Raw genomic sequence first — 18092 nt, 5'->3', positions numbered from 1 at the left:
AATGCAAGCGATGCGCATCCTCTATTTCGCCAGCGCCTCCAAGGCCGCGCCTTGGGTGCAGGGCCTGCAGGCGGCCCTGCCCGGTGCCGAGGTCCAGGAATGGGCCCCGGGCGCGCCCGCGGCCGACTACGCCGTCGTCTGGTCGCCGCCGCAGCAGCTGTTCGACGAGCAGCCGCGGCTGAAGGCCGTCTTCAACACCGGCGCCGGCGTCGACGCGCTGCTCAAGCTGCGGCTGCCGCCGCAGGCCAAACTGGTGCGGCTGGACGATGCCGGCATGTCGGTGCAGATGGCCGAGTACGTCTGCCATGCCGTGATCCGGCACTTCCGCGAGTTCGATCTGTACGAGGCCGCGATGGCCCAGGGCCAGTGGGCGTTCCGCAAGCCGCGCTCGCGCGAGGACTTCCCGGTCGGCGTCATGGGGCTGGGCGTGCTCGGCGCGCGCGTGGCCCGGGCGCTGCGGCAGTTCGAGTTCCCGGTGCTGGGCTGGAGCCGCTCGGCCAGGCAGGTCGACGGCGTGCGCTGCTTCGCCGGCGACGCGCAGTTCGACGAGTTCCTGGCCGCCAGCCGCGTGCTGGTCTGCCTGCTGCCGCTGACGCCGCAGACCGAGGGCATCCTCAACCGCCGCACGCTCGGGCTGCTGCAGCCGGGCGGCTACCTGGTCAACGTCGCGCGCGGCGGCCACCTGGTCGAGGCCGACCTGCTGGCGCTGCTGGACGAGGGGCGCCTGGCCGGCGCCACGCTCGACGTGCTGCGCGAAGAGCCGCCGCCCGCGGACCACCCGTTCTGGCGCCACCCGAAGATCACGGTGACGCCGCACACCTCGGCGCGCACCGACCGCGACGCCAGCATCGCCCAGATCGCCGGCAAGATCCGCGCGCTCGAGCGGGGCGAGCCGGTGGCCGGCGTGGTCGACCGCGAGCGGGGATACTGAGGCTCACGCATCCGAAAGAAGGTCCACATGAAGCTGCCAACCAGGGTCAAGCTCGTCGACGTCGGCCCGCGCGACGGGCTGCAGAACGAGAAGGGCCACGTGCCCGCCGAAGTCAAGATCGGGCTGGTGCACCGCCTGCAGGACGCGGGGCTGACCGAGATCGAGGTCACCAGCTTCGTGTCGCCCAAGTGGGTGCCGCAGATGGCCGACGCGGCCGAGGTGATGGCGGGCATCCACCGCAAGCCGGGCGTGCGCTACTCGGTGCTGACGCCCAACATGAAGGGCTTCGAGGCCGCGCTGCCGTCCCGGCCCGACGAGATCGTCGTCTTCGGCGCCGCCAGCGAGGCGTTCAGCCACAAGAACATCAACTGCTCGATCGGCGAGAGCATCGAGCGCTTCCGCCCGGTGGTGCAGGCCGCGCGCGACAAGGGCATCGCCGTGCGCGGCGCGATCTCGTGCGCGGTCGGCTGCCCGTACGAGGGCGAGGTCGCGCCCGAGCGGGTCGAACTGGTGGCCCGGCTGATGAAGGAGATCGGCGTGCAGCACGTCGGCGTCGCCGACACCATCGGCGTCGGCACGCCGCGCAAGGTGCAGGCGGCGATGGAGGCGGCGCTGCGGCACTACGGCCTGGACGAGATTTCGGGCCACTTCCACGACACCTACGGCCAGGCGCTGGGCAACACGCTGGCGGCGCTGGAGATGGGCGTCTGGCAGTACGACACCTCGTCGGCGGGCCTGGGCGGCTGCCCGTACGCCAAGGGCGCGACCGGCAATGTCGCCACCGAGGACGTGGTCTACATGCTGCACGGCATGGGCATCGAGACCGGCATCGACCTGGACAAGCTGGTCGATGCGGGCAAGTACATCAGCGACTTCCTGCACCGCCAGCCCAACTCGCGCGCCGCCACGGCAATCCTGAACAAGCGGGCCGGGTGAAGGCGGGATGACAGGCGTGAGTGCCGTGTCGAAGCCCCGCGCAGGTGCCGCGTCGGGACAGAGCGTTGTCAAGGACCGAGGTGAAGCCCAGCGCTGTCATTGCGGGCTCGACCCGCAATCCAGTCCCGCGGCAAGTCGACGCACCGGACTGGATCCCGGCCTTCGCCGGGATGACAGCCGGGAGGACGGCGGCCTGCGCCGGGATGAACGGAGCGATCGTCGCTTCGGAGGGAAGCCTGCATGTGCGGCGCTGAATTGACGTCATTGCCCGAAGGCGTGCAGCGCGTCGCGCGCGTGCTGCAGGACCACGGCCATCCGCACGCGCCGGTGATGCTCGACGGCGCCGCGCGCACCGCGCAGCAGGCGGCGGACGCGCTGGGCGTGCACGTAGGCCAGATCGCCAAGAGCATCATCTTTCGCCGCAAGGCCGACGATGCCGCGGTGCTGGTGGTCACCTCGGGCGACCGGCGGGTGGACGAGAAGAAGGTCGACGCGCTGGTGGGCAGGACCGGGCGCGCCGACGCCGACTTCGTCAAGGCGAGGACGGGCTACTCGATCGGCGGCGTCTCGCCGGTCGGCCATGTGCAGCCGCCGGTCACGCTGATCGACCGCGAGCTGTTCCGCTTCGAGGAGATCTGGGCCGCCGCGGGCCATCCGCACGGCGTCTTCCGGCTGCGCCCGCAGGACCTGGAACGCCTCACGGGGGCGCCGGTCGCCGACGTGGTGCAGGAGCCCGCGCCGTGAGCGAGGCCGCCGCGCGCGTGCTGCAGCTGCTGCCGCAGGTGCAGGCGCTGCCGGCCGGCGAGCCGGTGCCCTCGCCCTGCAACTGCGTCTGCCGCATCGACCAGCGCAGCGGGCTGTGCGACGGCTGCCTGCGCACCATCGACGAGATCACCGCCTGGAGTTCGCTGGACGACGACGGCAAGCGTGCCGTGTGGCAGCGGCTCGGCGAACGCGCCCGCCGGGGCGGGAGTGCCGCATGAAACAGATCACCTTCTGGCTCGACTTCATCTCGCCCTACGCCTACCTGGCGTTCGAGGCGCTGCCGCAGGCGCTGGAGGGCATCAGCTGCTCGGTGGAGTACCGGCCGGTGCTGTTCGCCGGCCTGCTCAAGCACCACGGCCAGCTGGGGCCGGCGGAGATCCCCGGCAAGCGCGAATGGACCTACCGCCAGGCGCTGTGGCAGGCGCACGTGCATGGCATCCCGATGGACATGCCGGCCGCGCACCCGTTCAACCCGCTCGCGCTGCTGCGGCTGGCGCTGGCCTGCGGCCCCAACCGCTACGTGTGCGAGACCGTGTTCCGGCATGCCTGGCGCGGCGGCGCCGACGCGGCCGATCCCGCGCGCCTGCAGGTGTTGCAGCAGCAGTTGGCGCCGGCGCGCGACCCCGCGTCGGACGACGTGAAGGAGGCGCTGCGGGCCGCGGGTACCGAGGCGGTGGCGCGCGGCCTGTTCGGCGTGCCGACCTTCGCCGTCGACGACAAGCTCTTCTGGGGTTTCGACGCCCTGCCGATGCTGCGGGCCTGGCTGCAGGGCGACCCGTGGTTCGACCGGCACTGGGAGGACGCGGCCCGCGCGGCGGCTGTGCCGGTGCGGCCCGCGCGCGGCTGAGTCTGCATTTCTCCGCATGGTGAAACGCATCCTGCGGGTTTCACCTTAAATCGTCAGAGCCGATTCAGTTTCGCGCAAGCCTCTGTTGGATTGGCGCAAGGACGCGGTCAGAGCGCTCCCGAAGAATGTGCCGCACGCGCCCATCCCGGACGCGAACCAAGTTGGAGACAAACGCATGGCAACAGCAACCGCCGCCGCCGGCATCGCTGCCCGGCCGATGACGCGCGAAGAGAAGAAGGTCATCTTCGCCTCGTCGCTGGGCACGGTGTTCGAGTGGTACGACTTCTACCTGTACGGCTCGCTCGCCGCGATCATCGCCAAGCAGTTCTTTGCCGGGCTGGATCCCACCTCCGCCTACATCTTCGCGCTGCTCGCGTTCGCCGCCGGCTTCCTGGTGCGCCCGTTCGGCGCCATCGTGTTCGGCCGCCTGGGCGACATGATCGGGCGCAAGTACACCTTCCTGGTCACCATCCTGATCATGGGCGCGTCGACCTTCATCGTCGGCCTGCTGCCCGGCTACGCCAGCATCGGCGTCGCCGCCCCGGTGATCCTGATCGCGCTGCGGCTGCTGCAGGGCCTGGCCCTCGGCGGCGAGTACGGCGGTGCCGCGACCTACGTCGCCGAGCACGCGCCCAACGGCAAGCGCGGCGCCTACACCTCGTGGATCCAGACCACCGCCACGCTGGGCCTGTTCATGTCGCTGCTGGTGATCCTGGGCGTGCGCGAAGCCATGGCGCCCAAGGACTTCGAGGAGTGGGGCTGGCGCATCCCGTTCCTGGTCTCGCTGGCCCTGCTGGCCATCTCGGTGTGGATCCGGCTGTCGCTGAACGAGTCGCCCGCCTTCCAGAAGATGAAGGCCGAGGGCAAGACCTCCAAGGCGCCGCTGTCCGAATCGTTCGGCCAGTGGAAGAACCTCAAGATCGTCATCCTGGCGCTGCTGGGCCTGACGGCCGGCCAGGCCGTGGTCTGGTACACGGGCCAGTTCTACGCGCTGTTCTTCCTGACCACGATCGCCAAGGTCGACGTCACGACGGCCAACCTGCTGATCGCCGGCTCGCTGCTGATCGGCACGCCGTTCTTCGTCGTGTTCGGCGCGCTGTCCGACAAGATCGGCCGCAAGCCGATCATCATGGCCGGCTGCCTGCTGGCCGCGCTGACCTACTTCACCGCGTTCCCGATGCTGCTGAAGTACGCCAACCCGGGCCTGGTGGCGGCGCAGGAGAAGTCCAAGGTGACGGTCACCGCCGATCCCAAGGAGTGCTCGTTCCAGGGCAGCCCGATCGCGCGTGACATCGACTTCCGCACCAGCTGCGACATCGCCAAGCGCACCCTGACGCAGGCGTACATCCCGTACGAGAACAAGGCGGGCGCCCCCGGCCAGCCGGCCACCGTCACCATCGGCGACAAGGTGCTGACCGCCCCGGCGGGCCAGCTCAACGCCGCCGGCCACGGCTTCTCCACCGAGAGCGGCAAGGCGATCGGCGACTTCCGCAAGCAGCTGGGCGACTCGGCCAAGGCCAGCGGCCTGACCCAGCCGGCCGACAAGGCCAAGATGGACACGGTGATGGTGCTGGTGATCCTGACCTACCTGGTGATCCTGGTCACCATGGTGTACGGCCCGATCGCCGCCATGCTGGTGGAGCTGTTCCCGACCCGCATCCGCTACACCTCGATGAGCCTGCCGTACCACATCGGCAACGGCTGGTTCGGCGGCCTGCTGCCCACCACCGCATTCGCGATGGTGGCCGCCACCGGCGACATCTTCTACGGCCTGTGGTACCCGGTGGTCATTGCCGCCGCGACCTTCGTGATCGGCATGCTGTTCGTGCGCGAGACCAAGGACGTGGACATCTACGCCCACGACTGACGCCGCCAGGCGCTCGCCAACGAAACCCGCGGCCCCGGCCGCGGGTTTTTTCTTTGGGGCGTCGCGCGCCGCCCCATCGCCCCGGTGCAAACCGGCCCGGCGCCCGGAGCGGGCATTTGTCACGCATGTCCCTGCGCCGGGCTCGGCGGCCGCGGATCCCTAGAATGTTCCGCCTTCGACGCACAGAACGGCCGGTATGACCCAGGGATTGATCCGCATCCGCGGCGCCAGGCAGCACAACCTCAAGAACCTCGACCTCGACCTGCGCACCGGCGAGCTGACGGTGGTCACGGGCCCCAGCGGCTCGGGCAAGTCCAGCCTGGTGTTCGACACGCTCTACGCCGAGGGGCAGCGCCGCTACGTGGAGACCTTCTCCGCCTATGCGCGCCAGTTCCTGGACCGCATGGACAAGCCGGCGGTGGACCGGGTCGACGGCGTGCCGCCCGCGATCGCCATCGACCAGACCAACCCGGTGCGCTCGTCGCGCTCCACGGTCGGCACGATGACCGAGCTGAACGACCACCTCAAGCTGCTGTTCGCGCGCGCGACCGACCTGTTCGACCGCCAGAGCGCGCGCCGCGTGCGGCACGACACGCCCGAGACGGTGTATGCGGAGCTGCTGAGGCGCACACAGGCGATCGCCGCCGCACGGGCGCCCGAAGGCGGCGATGCCCCGCTCGGGGGTGAGGTGCCGAACGCTTCGGCGGGCGCCAATGACCCGCGCCTGGTGGTGACGTTCCCGGTCGAATTGCCCGCGAGCACGACGGCCGAGGAGGTCGAGCAGTGGCTCGCCGCCAGCGGCTTCACCCGCGTGCAGGCCGAGCGCGAGGTGGCCACGCCCACCGGGCCGCGCAAGGTGCTGGACGTGGTGGCCGACCGCTTCCGCATCCATGGCGTGGAGAAGGCGCGCGCCATCGAGGCGATCGAGGTGGCGCTCAAGCGCGGGGCGGGGCGGATGGCCGTCTACTGTTCTGCCGGCGAAGGTGACGACAGCACGCAGGTCTGGAAGTTCTCCACCGGCCTGCACTGCCCGGACAGCGACATCCGCTACGCCGACCCGATCCCCTCGATGTTCTCGTTCAACTCGCCGGTGGGCGCGTGCGAGGTGTGCCGCGGCTTCGGGCGCGTGATCGGCGTCGACTACGGCCTGGTCATCCCCAACGACCGCCTGACGCTGCGCGCCGGCGCCATCAAGCCGATGCAGACGCCGGCCTGGTCGGAGAGCCAGGACGACCTGATGCGGCACGCCGAGGCGGCCGGCATCCCGCGCGACACGCCGTGGGCCAAGCTCACCCCGGAGCAGAAGCACTGGGTGATCCACGGCACGCCCAGCTACTGCGAGGGCAACTGGAACACGCAGTGGTACGGGGTCAAGCGCTTCTTCGAATACCTGGAGAGCAAGGCCTACAAGATGCACATCCGGGTGCTGCTGTCCAAGTACCGCAGCTACACCCCGTGCGAGGCCTGCGGCGGCGCGCGCCTGAAGCTCGAGAGCCTGCTGTGGCGGCTGGGCAGCAAGGCCGACGCCGATGCCGTGCTCGAGCCCTCGCGGCGCTTCCTGCCGGTGGGCGTGGACTGGACGCGCGAGCAGCTCGAGGCCCTGCCGGGGCTGTCGCTGCACGACCTGATGCTGCTGCCGATCGACAAGCTGCGCGCGTTCTTCGCGCGCCTGTCTCCCCCCTCCCCCTCTGGGGGAGGGCCGGGGTGGGGGCACGCGGGGCCTGAAGCGGACACCGCGGCTTCGCAAGGCGCGGAGCGCCCCCACCCTAACCCTGCCCCGGAGGGGGAAGGAACGAAGGCCGGGGAGGGAGAACGGCAGGCGCTCAAGCTGCTGTTCGAGGAGATCACGACGCGCCTGAAGTACCTGGTCGACGTCGGCATCGGCTACCTGACGCTGGACCGCCAGAGCCGCACGCTGTCGGGCGGCGAGGTGCAGCGCATCAACCTGACCACCGCACTCGGCACCTCGCTGGTCAACACGCTGTTCGTGCTGGACGAGCCCAGCATCGGGCTGCACCCGCGCGACATCCACCGCATCACCGAGGCGATGAAGCGCCTGCGCGACGCGGGCAACACGCTGGTGGTGGTGGAGCACGACCCCGCGGTGATGCTCGCGGCCGACCGCATGATCGACATGGGGCCGGGCCCGGGCGAGAAGGGCGGGCAGATCGTGTTCGACGGCACCACCGACGCACTGCGCGGCGCCGACACGCTGACCGGCGCATACCTGGGCGGGCGCAAGCACGTCGGCATGGGGTTCAAGCGCGCGGTCACCGATGCCACGCCGCGGCTGGTGCTCGAAGGCGCGTGCGAGCACAACCTGAAGAACCTGTCGGTGGAATTCCCGCTGCAGCGGCTGGTGTGCGTGACCGGCGTGTCCGGCTCGGGCAAGTCGACGCTGGTGCAGGACATCCTGGCGCCGGCGCTGCTGCGCCACTTCGGCCGCGCCACCGAGACGCCGGGCCACCACGAGCGGCTGCTCGGCGCCGACCACCTGGGCGACGTCGTGTTCGTCGACCAGTCGCCGATCGGCAAGACCGCCCGCTCCAACCCGGTGAGCTACGTCGGCGCCTGGGATGCCGTGCGCGAGATCTTCGCCACCAGCCCGCTGGCGCGCCAGCGCGGCTACACCGCGGCCAAGTTCAGCTTCAACAGCGGCGACGGGCGCTGCCCGACCTGCGGCGGCTCGGGCTTCGAGCACGTGGAGATGCAGTTCCTCTCCGACGTGTACCTGCGCTGCCCCGACTGCGACGGCAAGCGCTACCGGCCCGAGATCCTGGAAGTCACCATCGACCGCCAGCCGATCGGCGCGCTGCAGCCGCGCGCGCTGAACGTGGCCGACGTGCTGGAGCTCACGGTGAGCGAAGCGGCCACGCTGTTCGCCAACGACCGCGAGGTGATCCGCGCGCTGCAGCCCATCGTCGACGTCGGCCTCGACTACGTCAAGCTGGGGCAGCCGGTGCCCACGCTGTCGGGCGGCGAGTCGCAGCGCCTGAAGCTGGCCGGCTTCCTGGCCGAGGCCGCGAAGTCGTCGCCCAGGTCGCGCCAGGGGCTGGCCACCAGGGGCACGCTGTTCCTGTTCGACGAGCCCACCACCGGGCTGCATTTCGACGACATCGCCAAGCTGATGCGCGCCATGCGCAAGCTGCTCGAGGCCGGCCACTCGCTGGTGGTGATCGAGCACAACCTGGACGTGATCCGCGCCGCCGACTGGCTGGTGGACCTGGGCCCGGAGGGCGGCGACGCCGGCGGCCTGCTGGTGGCCGAAGGGCCGCCGGAGGAGGTCAAGAAGCACCCGAGCTCGCACACCGCCAAGGCGCTGCGCGAGTACGACCATGCGCTGGGCGCCGGCAGCGCCCGCGTGGAGGAGGGCCGCCCGTTGCAGAAGGTGGTGCGCAAGCAGCGCACGGACGCGATCGAGATCGTCAACGCCCACGAGCACAACCTGAAGAACCTGTCGGTGGCGATCCCGCACAACAGGTTCAGCGTGATCACCGGCGTGTCGGGCTCGGGCAAGTCGACGCTGGCCTTCGACATCCTGTTCAACGAGGGCCAGCGGCGCTACCTGGAGTCGCTCAACGCCTACGCGCGCAGCATCGTGCAGCCGGCCGGCCGGCCCGAGGTGGACGCGGTGTACGGCATCCCGCCCACGGTGGCGATCGAGCAGCGCCTCTCGCGCGGCGGCCGCAAGTCCACGGTGGGGACGACCACCGAGGTCTGGCACTTCCTGCGCCTGCTGTACGTCAAGCTCGGCGTGCAGCACTGCGTCAACGACGGCGCCGAGGTGCGTCCGCAGACGCCGGACAGCATCGCCGCCCAGATCCTCAAGCGCTACCGCGGCCAGCACGTGGGCCTGCTGGCGCCGCTGGTGGTCAACCGCAAGGGCGTGTACACCGAGCTGGCCGAGTGGGCGCGCCCGCGCGGCTACACGCACCTGCGGGTGGACGGCAACTTCCTGCCCACCACCGGCTTCCCGCGCATCGACCGCTTCAAGGAGCACACCATCGAGCTGCCGGTGTGCGACCTGGACGTCACGCCCGCCAACGAGGACCTGCTGCGGCGCAAGCTGGCCGAGGCGCTGGAGCACGGCAAGGGCGTGCTGCACCTGCTGGCGCCGCTGGACGGCCTGCGCGCGGCCTTCGCCGCCGGCGCGGACCGGCACCACCACATCGGCCAGGTCGAGGTGTTCTCCACCCGGCGTGCCTGCCCGGTGTGCAGCACCAGCTACCCCGAGCTGGATCCGCGCCTGTTCTCCTACAACAGCAAGCATGGCTGGTGCCCCGACTGCGTGGGCACCGGCGTGAAGCTCACGCGCGAGCAGCGCAACGCGTTCGACGACACCGTGCAGGCCGAGGACAACAAGGGCCGCGAGCAGACCTTCGCCGAGCCCGAGGTCGAGGACGTGGACGAGGAGGCCTGCCCGGCCTGCCACGGCACGCGCCTGAACGCGCAGGCGCGGGCCGTGAAGTTCGACGGCGTGGGCATCGCCGAGATCGCGGCGCTGTCGGTGGGCGATGTGCGGCGCTGGATCGAGAAGCTGCAGGCCAAGGGCTCGCTCAGCGTGCGCGAGCAGGGCATCGCGCGCGACCTGATCCCCGAGATCCGCAGCCGGCTGGAGTTCCTGGAGGAGGTGGGCCTGGGGTACCTCACGCTCGACCGCGGCGCGCCCACGCTCTCGGGCGGCGAGGCGCAGCGCATCCGGCTGGCCGCGCAGCTGGGCTCGAACCTGCAGGGCGTTTGCTACGTGCTGGACGAGCCCACCATCGGCCTGCACGCGCGCGACAACCAGATCCTGCTGAACGCCCTGCACAAGCTGGGCGACAAGGGCAACACGCTGGTGGTGGTGGAGCACGACGAGGACACCATCCGCCGCGCCGACCACATCATCGACATCGGCCCCAGCGCCGGTAAGCGCGGCGGCCGGGTCATCGCCCAAGGCACGGCGCAGGACATCACCGACAGCGCCGAGTCGCTGACCGGGAAGTACCTGCTGCATGCGATGCGGCATCCGCTGAAGCCGCGGCGCGCGGTGGACGGGGCCGGCATGCCCCCACCCCAACCCTCCCCCGGAGGGGGAGGGAGCAAGAGTTCATCGCAAATCTCCCCCGGCGAGGGAGGCAAGAGTCCGTCCCAACTCTCCCCCGGCGAGGGAGGCGAGACTGCGTCTCAACCCTCCCCCAGCGGGAGCAGGGCCAAGACGCGGACACTCCCTCCCCCTCCGGGGGAGGGCGGGGGTGGGGGCGCTCCCGCACCAGCGCGCTTCCTCCAGCTGCGCGGCGCCGACCTGCACAACCTGCGCCGCGTCGACGTCGACGTGCCGCTGCAGCGGCTGGTGGTGGTCACCGGCGTGTCGGGCTCGGGCAAGTCGACGCTCGCGCGCGACGTGCTGCTGCACAACGTGCAGGCCGCCGTGCAGCAGCGCAGCACCAAGGCCGGCCGCGACGCCGACGACCGCGGCAAGCATCCGGCGTGGACCGGCTGCGCGTCGCTCGACGGCTACCAGTCGGTCGACCGCGTGCTCGAGGTCGACCAGACGCCGATCGGCAAGACGCCGCGCTCGTGCCCGGCCACCTACATCGGCTTCTGGGACACCATCCGCAAGCTGTTCGCCGAAACCCTCGAGGCCAAGGCGCGCGGCTACGGCCCGGGCCGCTTCTCGTTCAACACCGGCGAGGGGCGCTGCCCGACCTGCGAGGGCCAGGGCATGCGCACCATCGCGATGAGCTTCCTGCCGGACGTGAAGGTGCCGTGCGAGTCGTGCCACGGCGCGCGCTTCGCGCCCGAGACGTTGGCCGTCACCTGGCGCGGCAAGAGCATCGGCGACGTGCTGCAGATGGAGGTGGACGAGGCGGTGGAGTTCTTCGCCTCCATGCCCAACATCAGCCACCCGCTGCAGCTGCTCAAGGACGTCGGCCTGGGCTACCTCACGCTCGGCCAGCCGTCGCCCACGCTCTCGGGCGGCGAGGCCCAGCGGATCAAGCTCGTCACCGAGCTGTCCAAGGTGCGCGACGACGTCACGCGCCGCGGGCAGAAGGCGCCGCACACGCTGTACGTGCTGGACGAGCCGACGGTGGGCCTGCACATGGCGGACGTGGAGAAGCTGATCCGCGTGCTGCACCGGCTGGTCGACGGTGGCCACAGCGTGGTGGTGATCGAGCACGACCTGGACGTCATCGCCGAGGCCGACTGGATCATCGACCTCGGACCCGAGGGCGGCAGCGCCGGCGGCGAGGTGGTGGCGAGCGCGCCGCCGGAGGACGTGGTGCGGCTTCGCACGCACACGGGCATCGCGCTGCAGCCGGTGCTCGAACGCGCCTAGGCGCCGCGCCCGCTACTGGCAAGCGGTCCGATCGGGCCATGCCCGGCCGCGCAGCGCGTTACCGCTGTTCCGTCCGGCTTACAGCCGGGCGCGCGGGCGGTGCGGACACTGGCCTGGCATTGCCAGGAGGGCCGCGATGGACCGACGTGATTTCAACAAGGGCGCGGTGGGCTCGGCGGTCTTCGCCTTGCTCGGCGGGTGCGGTGGCGGCGGTGGCGGCGGCTCCGACACCGCCAGCGCCGCCGGACCGGCGGTCCCGCCGCCCGCGCCCGGTCCCGCGCCGGCGCCGGCACCGGTGCCTGCACCCGCGCCCGCTCCCACCCCGGCACCGCCGCCCGCCGTGCAGGTGGTCGCGCGCATCGGCACCAACCTCTCGGGCATGGAGTGGGCCGGCGGCGTCCGCGTCAGCCCCGAGACGCGGCCCAACCTCGACTTGACCGTGCCGCGCGCCGCCGACATCCGCTGGCTGGGCACGCAGGGCTTCGGCAAGAACCGGCTGCCGTTCATGTGGGAGCTGCTGCAGCCGATGCTGGTGGACACGGTGGCGAACGCGCAGGCCCGCGCCCTGATCGGCGAGCCCGGCGCGCTGCACGAGGCCCATGCCCGCTTCATCGACGGCGTGCTCGATGCGCACGCCGCCGCGGGCGCGCGCTGCATCCTGGACTGCCACAACTACTGCCGCTACCGCGACTTCCGCTTCCAGCCCGACGGCTCGGTGGCCGGGCTGACGCGGCCGGACGATCCGACCGCGCAGGCGTACACCACCGACCGCTCGCAGGTGATCGACCGCATCTTCGCCACCGCGCCGGGCGCGACGCTCCAGCCGGCCGCCTTCGCCGACTTCTGGCTGCGCGCGGCGCGCCGCTGGAAGGACCACCCGGGCTTCGGCGGCTACTGCCTGATGAACGAGCCGCACGACATGCCGCGGCCGGGCGAGGTGGTGGAATCGGACGGCACCGGCGCGCGCGAGGACCTCACCATCTGGCCGGTGTTCGCACGCGCCGCGATCGCCGCGATCCGCAGCGTCGACCCGCAGGGGCTGATCTACCTGAGCGGCAATGCCTGGGGCGGCGCGATGAACATCGGCCCCGAATTCAACCCCGAGTGGCCGCTGGCGGGGCCCAACCTCGTCTACGAAGTGCACAGCTACGTCGACGCGTGGAACAACGGCAACGGCTTCGACTGGGACCTGGAGGCGGCCAAGAACTTCACCGCCGGCTTCGGGCCCGGTCCGCAGACGCTGGACACGGGGCTGAACCGCATGCGGATCTCGACCGACTGGGCGCATGCGCACAGCAGCGTGGTGGCGCTCACCGAGACCGGGATGCCCTACGACGATCCGCGCTGGATCGAGGCCTTCCGCCGCATGATCGGCCACACCTGGGACAACGGCTGGGAGATCCAGAGCTGGATCGGGGGCAGCCACTGGGTGGCGCGCAGCCACGGCATCAACCACGTGCCCGGCTGGCACCAGAACCGCACCGTCGAGCCGCTGGTCGGCGGCGAGATGAAGGCGGTGGCCGGCATCGACGTCGCCACGCTGTTCGACGACGGCGGCGGCTGGTCCGAAGGCGGCGCGCCGGTGACGATCACTGTCTATGCGCGCGGCCACCTGGCCAGCCCGGTCGCGCTGACGGTCGCTTCGGACAACGGCGGCACGTTCAGCAAGCGTGCCCTGGTGATCCCGGCCGGGGCCAACGGGCAGGACAGCTTCACCTTCGCGCCGGTCCCCGGCACCGTGGCGACGCTGCGCTACGAGGCGGCGCGGCAGGTGCCGCCGGCGCGCACGGTGTACGCGCTGGCCGATCCGGTGGCCCACGCCGCGACCAGCCTGCCCGAGGCCGCGCGGGCGATCCTGGCGCGCTACTCCGCGTCGCTGTGGAACGCGGCGGACGGCCACACCGACTTCCTGCTGGGGCGGCCGGCGGGCGAGGGCGATCCGGTGCGCGCCATCGCCGACACGGGGTGGGGCTCCAGCGCCGGCAACCCGATGGAGATGGTCAACTGGATGAACCAGGACACGACCGGCATGGGGCCGCTGCGGCCGCCGGTGATGCGCCTGGCGCCGCGCCCGCACGCGGACCTCACCGCCGATGGCTGCACCGGCCTGTGGTGCCACAAGCTGGTGCCGGGTGGCACGTACCCGAACGCGAGCAACCGGCTGCGCTACGGCCTGCAGGATCCGCATTTCGCGATCGCGGTGGTGGCGCTGCCGGACGCGGGCGCGGCCGGCACGGTGTTCCAGGCCACCGTGCGCGGCACCCCGCCGCGCGCCGAACTGGCGGTGGCCGGCGGCCAGGCGCAGGCGCGCTGGACCGATCCGACCGGCGCGTCGCTGGTCCTGGCCGGCCCGCCGCTGCCGGTGGGCACGCCCGCGGTGCTGACGCTCGCCGGCGGCCAGGGCGGGCAGCAGCTGCGTGTCGACGGCGCACAGGTCGCGAGCGCGGCCCGCAGCTTCGCCGACGCGTCGTTCGGCGACCTGCTGCTCGGCTGGGGCGATCCGCAACGCGGCGCGGAAGCCACTTTCCGCGGCCACCTGTACGCGGCGGTCACCGGGCGCGGGGCGCCGACGGCGGCCGAGTTCGCCGTGCTCGAGCGCTACCTGGGCAGCCTGGCGCGCGCCTGAACGGGTGGCATCGAGACTCGCAGGTGACAGCGCCGGGTGGTTTCCCGGTTGAGGGCGCGCGGGCCATCGTGCCCAATCGGCGCTTTGCCAGGCACACCCCACAGGAGATCCATTCGATGCGCCGTCGCCAGCTCGTGCAACTCGCCACCACCGTCGCCGCCATGGCCGCCCTGCCCAGCTTCGCGCAGGGCGCGGCGGGCTTTCCCGCCAAGCCGATCCGCCTGCTGATCGCCTTCCCCGCCGGCGGGCCCACCGACATCACGATGCGCTCGCTGGCCGACAACGCGAGCCGGATCCTGGGCCAGCCGGTGGTGATCGAGAACAAGCCCGGCGCCGGCGGCACGCTGCCCGCGCAGCAGCTGCAGACCGTGCCCGCCGACGGCTACACGCTCGCCCAGATTCCGCTGGGCGTGTTCCGCCTGCCGTACACCACCAGGATCAACTGGGACCCGGTCAAGGACATCGCCTACGTCATCAACGTGACCGGCTATGCGTTCGGCATCGTCGTGCCGACCGACAGCCCGATCAAGAACTGGAACGACTTCGTCAGCTACGCCAAGGCCAACCCCGGCAAGCTGAGCTACGGCTCGACCGGCACGCTCACCAGCCCGCACCTGACGACCGAGCTGGTCGCGCAGCAGCTGGGCCTGCAGCTCAACCACATTCCCTACAAGGGCAGCGCCGAGCTGGCGCAGGCGATCACCGGCGGGCACATCATGGCCGCCGCCGACTCCACCGGCTTCGCGCCGCTGGTGCAGGCCGGCAAGCTGCGCGTGCTCAACACCTGGGGCGACAAGCGCCTCGACAAGTTCCCCGACGCCCCCACGCTCAAGGAGCTGGGCATCAACGTGGTGCAGAACTCGCCGTTCGGCATCGGCGCGCCGCGCGGCACCCCGCCCGAGATCGTGGCCAAGCTGCACGACGCGTTCAAGAAGGCGATGGACGATCCGGCCTACGTGCAGGCGCTCGCGCGCTACGACATGGTGCCCATCTACATGAACTCGGCGCAATACACCAAGTTCGCGCAGGACACCTTCGCGACCGAGAAGGCGCTGGTCGAGAAGCTCGGCCTGGCCAAGGCGAACTAGCCACCCGCGCGCGGCCGCGGCCCATCCGCCGCGTCCGACGCCGGGACGCGCCGCCGTGCCGCCGCGCCAGCCGGGCCCCGGACGCACAATGGGTCCATGCGTCCGCACAAGCCGCTCGTGTGGCTGCCTGCCTGCCACCGCAACCTGGACCTGTCGGATCCGGGCGGCTACACCGTGCTGGCCGACCGCTATGCCGCCGCCGTGTGCGAGCTCGGCCTGCAGCCGGTGCTGTTCCCCATGGCCGGCGCCGCCGACGTGGCCGACCTGCTGCCGATGGTGGACGGCGTGCTGCTGACCGGCTCGCCCTCCAACGTCGACGCCTCGCACTTCGGTGCCGCCGCACTGGCGACCGACCTGCTCGATCCGCGCCGTGACGCGCTCACGATGGCGCTGGTGCGCGCCGCCGTCCAGGGCGGCACGCCGCTGTTCGGCGTCTGCCGCGGCCTGCAGGAGATGAACGTGGCGCTGGGCGGCACGCTGTACCAGCGGGTCCACGGCGAGCAGGGCATGCTCGACCACCGCGAGCCCGACACCGCCGACCTGGACGCGCAGTTCGCCGAGCGCCACGAGGTGCACCTGGCGCCCGGCAGCGCGTTCGCGCAGTGGGCGGGCGGCACGCGGGCGCTGGTCAACTCCCTGCATGGCCAGGGCATCCGCCAGCTGGGCGCGGGGTTGATCGCCGAGGCGCATGCGCCGGACGGCCTGGTGGAAGGCGTGCGCGTGGCCCACGCCTCGTCGTTCGCGTTCGGCGTGCAGTGGCATCCCGAGTGGCGCCACGCGGCCCACCCCTTCTATGCGCGCACGCTGGAGGCGTTCGCGCAGGCGTGCCGCGAGCACTGCCGGCGCCGGGCGGCCTGACGCGGCGTCGCCGGCTTGCGCGCCGTCCCGCGTCCGGTGGTGGAAAGGCCCGGGCACGAGTGCTTTCGCGTTGCAATTGCCGGCGCAGCGGCAAGGCCGCGGGCGCTCGTTGCTTTCGGTAACACGCCGTCACGATCGGTCGTGAAAAAGTGCCGGGTCCGCATGCGCTCGCCACCCAACAATGCGCCTTCCTTCACACAACAACAGGAAGAGACATGCAGAAGACCATCGCGGCCTGGGGAGCCGCCCTCGCCATGACCCTGGTGCCGCTGGCCGCCAGCGCGCAAGGCAAGGATTGGGTGCTGGCGATCAGCGAAGGCACCTCGGGGGGCACCGACCATGCCCGGGTGATCGCCAAGTACGGCGGCCTGGCCGGCGTGATCGGCGAGGCGGCCAGGCACAAGGTGGTGGTCGTCTTCGTGCGCGAGTTCGCGCAGCTCGAGGAGGGCATGAAGGCGGGCCGGTTCGACTTCGTGATGGCGCGGCCGAGCGACTACCCGGCGCGCGGCGTGCGCAGCTACGGCTACCGCTACGTCGCCAACGCGAACCCGGACGGGCAGTGCCTGATCGTGGTGCCCAAGACCTCGCCGCTCAAGACCCTGGCCGACGCCCACGGCAAGCGCTGGGTGCTGCCCGAGAAGGCCGCCTACATGACCAAGTTCTGCCGCGCCGAGCTGCGCGACCAGGGCATCGACATCGACAAGGAGAAGGTCTCGTACGTGCGCGAGCAGGCGACGGTGGGCCAGTACCTGGAAGGCGGCTTCGCCGACGTCGGCGGGGTCGCGTCGTATTCCGGGCTGGCCAAGGAGTGGCAGAAGGCCGGCCACACCGTGCTGCACAAGAGCAAGCCGCAGCCCTACTTTCCGCTGATCGCGGGCAAGAACGTCAGCGCCCGGCAGGTCGAGGCGGTGCAGAAGCAGCTGGCCGCGATCGAGTCGCTGCCCGAGGGCCCGGAGGTCCTCAGGTCGATCGGGATCGCCGGCTTCGACACCGGCGGCGAGAAGCGCCTGGGCGAGCTGCTCGCCTGGCTCGACGGCAAGCCGGCGTCGGCCAGGAAAGCCGCGCCCTAACGCGCCGCCAGGATGGCGCCGGCCGCCTCGGCGAAGCCGGCGCCGCGCTCGCCGCGCGCGAGGTAGCGCGGCGGGTGGCTCAGCTGCGCCAGGAAGCGGCGGATGTTCGCCACCCCGATGCTGTGCGGGAAGTGCTCGAACATGAGCACGTCGTTGGTGGAGTCGCCCACGTAGGCCCAGCGGTCCAGCTGGGTTTCCAGCTCGGCCTGGAGCAGCTCGCGCACGATCCAGCGCGCGCCTTCGAGCTTGCTGTGGTTGCCGAACCAGCCGTTGACGTGGATCGAGCTGACGGTCGCCGTCATGCCTTCGCCGCGCATCAGGGCCACGACCGCGTCGATGCGGTCCTGCGGCAGGTGCACGAACTCGCTGTGGTCGATCGCGATGTCGGTCTCGCGCCCGGCGCTGTCCTGCGCCCGCACCGCGCCGGGCACTTCGCGCTCGATGCGCGCCAGCACGTCCTGCATGCGCGCGTAGTTCGCGTCGCGCGTGGCGCCGTCCTGCTGGTACAGCTTGCGCAGGCGCCCCTGCGGCGTGCGCACCAGGGCCACCGCGCCGTTCTCGGCCACGATGGCGTCGACCGGCCAGGCCAGCGCGAAGGGCTCGCTCCAGCCCACCGGGCGGCCGGTGATCGGGATCACGTGCAGGCCGGCGTCGCGCAGCTGGCCGAGCGCCTGCAGCGCGTCGGGCGTGATCGCGCCTTCGGTGGTGAGGGTGTCGTCGATGTCGGTGAACACGCCCGCGAGCGCGCGGCGCTCGGACGCGGGCCAGTCGGCCAGGGGCCGCAG

12 protein-coding genes are annotated in these 18092 nt (G+C 71.5%); 11 read left to right on the top strand and 1 reads right to left on the bottom strand.

The features are described from left to right. The first annotated feature begins 10 nt into the window (after positions 1 to 10). From AC3ANR_RS18440 to AC3ANR_RS18390, 11 genes are all read left to right on the top strand, one after another. Entirely contained in the window at positions 11 to 931 is a 921-nt protein-coding gene (locus tag AC3ANR_RS18440) for a 2-hydroxyacid dehydrogenase (RefSeq protein WP_488289560.1), read from the top strand. 27 nt (positions 932 to 958) lie between these two features. After that, positions 959 to 1867, top strand: a complete 909-nt coding sequence (locus AC3ANR_RS18435; RefSeq protein WP_488289559.1) for a hydroxymethylglutaryl-CoA lyase — start codon at positions 959 to 961, stop codon at positions 1865 to 1867. 240 nt (positions 1868 to 2107) lie between these two features. Continuing rightward, on the top strand, positions 2108 to 2611 hold the full coding sequence (locus AC3ANR_RS18430; RefSeq protein WP_488289558.1) for a YbaK/EbsC family protein: 504 nt from the start codon (positions 2108 to 2110) through the stop codon (positions 2609 to 2611). Beyond that, the gene (locus AC3ANR_RS18425) at positions 2608 to 2850 is read left to right on the top strand and encodes a DUF1289 domain-containing protein (protein ID WP_488289557.1); all 243 of its coding nucleotides are present in this window, start codon (positions 2608 to 2610) and stop codon (positions 2848 to 2850) included. The genes AC3ANR_RS18430 and AC3ANR_RS18425 overlap by 4 nt, the downstream gene beginning before the upstream one ends. Then, complete coding sequence (locus AC3ANR_RS18420) at positions 2847 to 3479, top strand: 2-hydroxychromene-2-carboxylate isomerase (RefSeq protein ID WP_488289556.1); 633 nt, start codon at positions 2847 to 2849, stop codon at positions 3477 to 3479. The genes AC3ANR_RS18425 and AC3ANR_RS18420 overlap by 4 nt, the downstream gene beginning before the upstream one ends. Before the next feature lie 175 nt (positions 3480 to 3654). Next, the gene (locus tag AC3ANR_RS18415) at positions 3655 to 5346 is read left to right on the top strand and encodes an MFS transporter (RefSeq protein ID WP_488289555.1); all 1692 of its coding nucleotides are present in this window, start codon (positions 3655 to 3657) and stop codon (positions 5344 to 5346) included. Positions 5347 to 5542: 196 nt separating this feature from the next. Then, entirely contained in the window at positions 5543 to 11665 is a 6123-nt protein-coding gene (locus AC3ANR_RS18410) for an excinuclease ABC subunit UvrA (RefSeq protein ID WP_488289554.1), read from the top strand. Between the two features lie 136 nt (positions 11666 to 11801). Further along, positions 11802 to 14291 (top strand): glycoside hydrolase family 5 protein, encoded by a 2490-nt coding sequence (locus AC3ANR_RS18405; protein WP_488289553.1) that lies wholly within the window; start codon positions 11802 to 11804, stop codon positions 14289 to 14291. A gap of 116 nt (positions 14292 to 14407) precedes the next feature. Then, the gene (locus AC3ANR_RS18400; protein WP_488289552.1) at positions 14408 to 15379 is read left to right on the top strand and encodes a tripartite tricarboxylate transporter substrate binding protein; all 972 of its coding nucleotides are present in this window, start codon (positions 14408 to 14410) and stop codon (positions 15377 to 15379) included. 96 nt (positions 15380 to 15475) lie between these two features. Then, a complete protein-coding gene (locus tag AC3ANR_RS18395; RefSeq protein WP_488289551.1) occupies positions 15476 to 16237 on the top strand; it encodes a gamma-glutamyl-gamma-aminobutyrate hydrolase family protein in 762 nt (253 codons plus the stop codon). Between the two features lie 215 nt (positions 16238 to 16452). Continuing rightward, positions 16453 to 17307 carry a phosphate/phosphite/phosphonate ABC transporter substrate-binding protein gene (locus tag AC3ANR_RS18390; RefSeq protein ID WP_488289550.1) on the top strand — a complete coding sequence of 285 codons (855 nt, stop codon included), beginning with the start codon at positions 16453 to 16455 and terminating at the stop codon, positions 17305 to 17307. On the opposite strand, the gene AC3ANR_RS18385 is transcribed toward AC3ANR_RS18390, so the two are convergent. After that, positions 17304 to 18092: an HAD family hydrolase gene (locus AC3ANR_RS18385; RefSeq protein WP_488291843.1), complete on the bottom strand. Its 789-nt coding sequence runs from the start codon at positions 18090 to 18092 to the stop codon at positions 17304 to 17306. The two genes, AC3ANR_RS18390 and AC3ANR_RS18385, sit on opposite strands and share 4 nt — an antisense overlap.

Source organism: Ramlibacter sp. JJN2-2R (genome assembly GCF_057747835.1).
The sequence above is the reverse complement of the archived record's forward strand: the minus strand, read 5'-3'. Positions and strand labels throughout refer to the sequence as shown.

Excerpts from the sequence above, each read along its gene's own strand:
- AC3ANR_RS18420 (WP_488289556.1), top strand. The coding sequence starts at position 2,847 with ATGAAACAGATCACCTTCTGGCTCGACTTCATCTCGCCCTACGCCTAC.
- AC3ANR_RS18435 (WP_488289559.1), top strand. The coding sequence starts at position 959 with ATGAAGCTGCCAACCAGGGTCAAGCTCGTCGACGTCGGCCCGCGCGAC.
- AC3ANR_RS18415 (WP_488289555.1), top strand. The coding sequence starts at position 3,655 with ATGGCAACAGCAACCGCCGCCGCCGGCATCGCTGCCCGGCCGATGACG.
- AC3ANR_RS18410 (WP_488289554.1), top strand. The coding sequence starts at position 5,543 with ATGACCCAGGGATTGATCCGCATCCGCGGCGCCAGGCAGCACAACCTC.
- AC3ANR_RS18395 (WP_488289551.1), top strand. The coding sequence starts at position 15,476 with ATGCGTCCGCACAAGCCGCTCGTGTGGCTGCCTGCCTGCCACCGCAAC.
- AC3ANR_RS18405 (WP_488289553.1), top strand. The coding sequence starts at position 11,802 with ATGGACCGACGTGATTTCAACAAGGGCGCGGTGGGCTCGGCGGTCTTC.
- AC3ANR_RS18430 (WP_488289558.1), top strand. The coding sequence starts at position 2,108 with ATGTGCGGCGCTGAATTGACGTCATTGCCCGAAGGCGTGCAGCGCGTC.
- AC3ANR_RS18400 (WP_488289552.1), top strand. The coding sequence starts at position 14,408 with ATGCGCCGTCGCCAGCTCGTGCAACTCGCCACCACCGTCGCCGCCATG.
- AC3ANR_RS18390 (WP_488289550.1), top strand. The coding sequence starts at position 16,453 with ATGCAGAAGACCATCGCGGCCTGGGGAGCCGCCCTCGCCATGACCCTG.
- AC3ANR_RS18440 (WP_488289560.1), top strand. The coding sequence starts at position 11 with ATGCGCATCCTCTATTTCGCCAGCGCCTCCAAGGCCGCGCCTTGGGTG.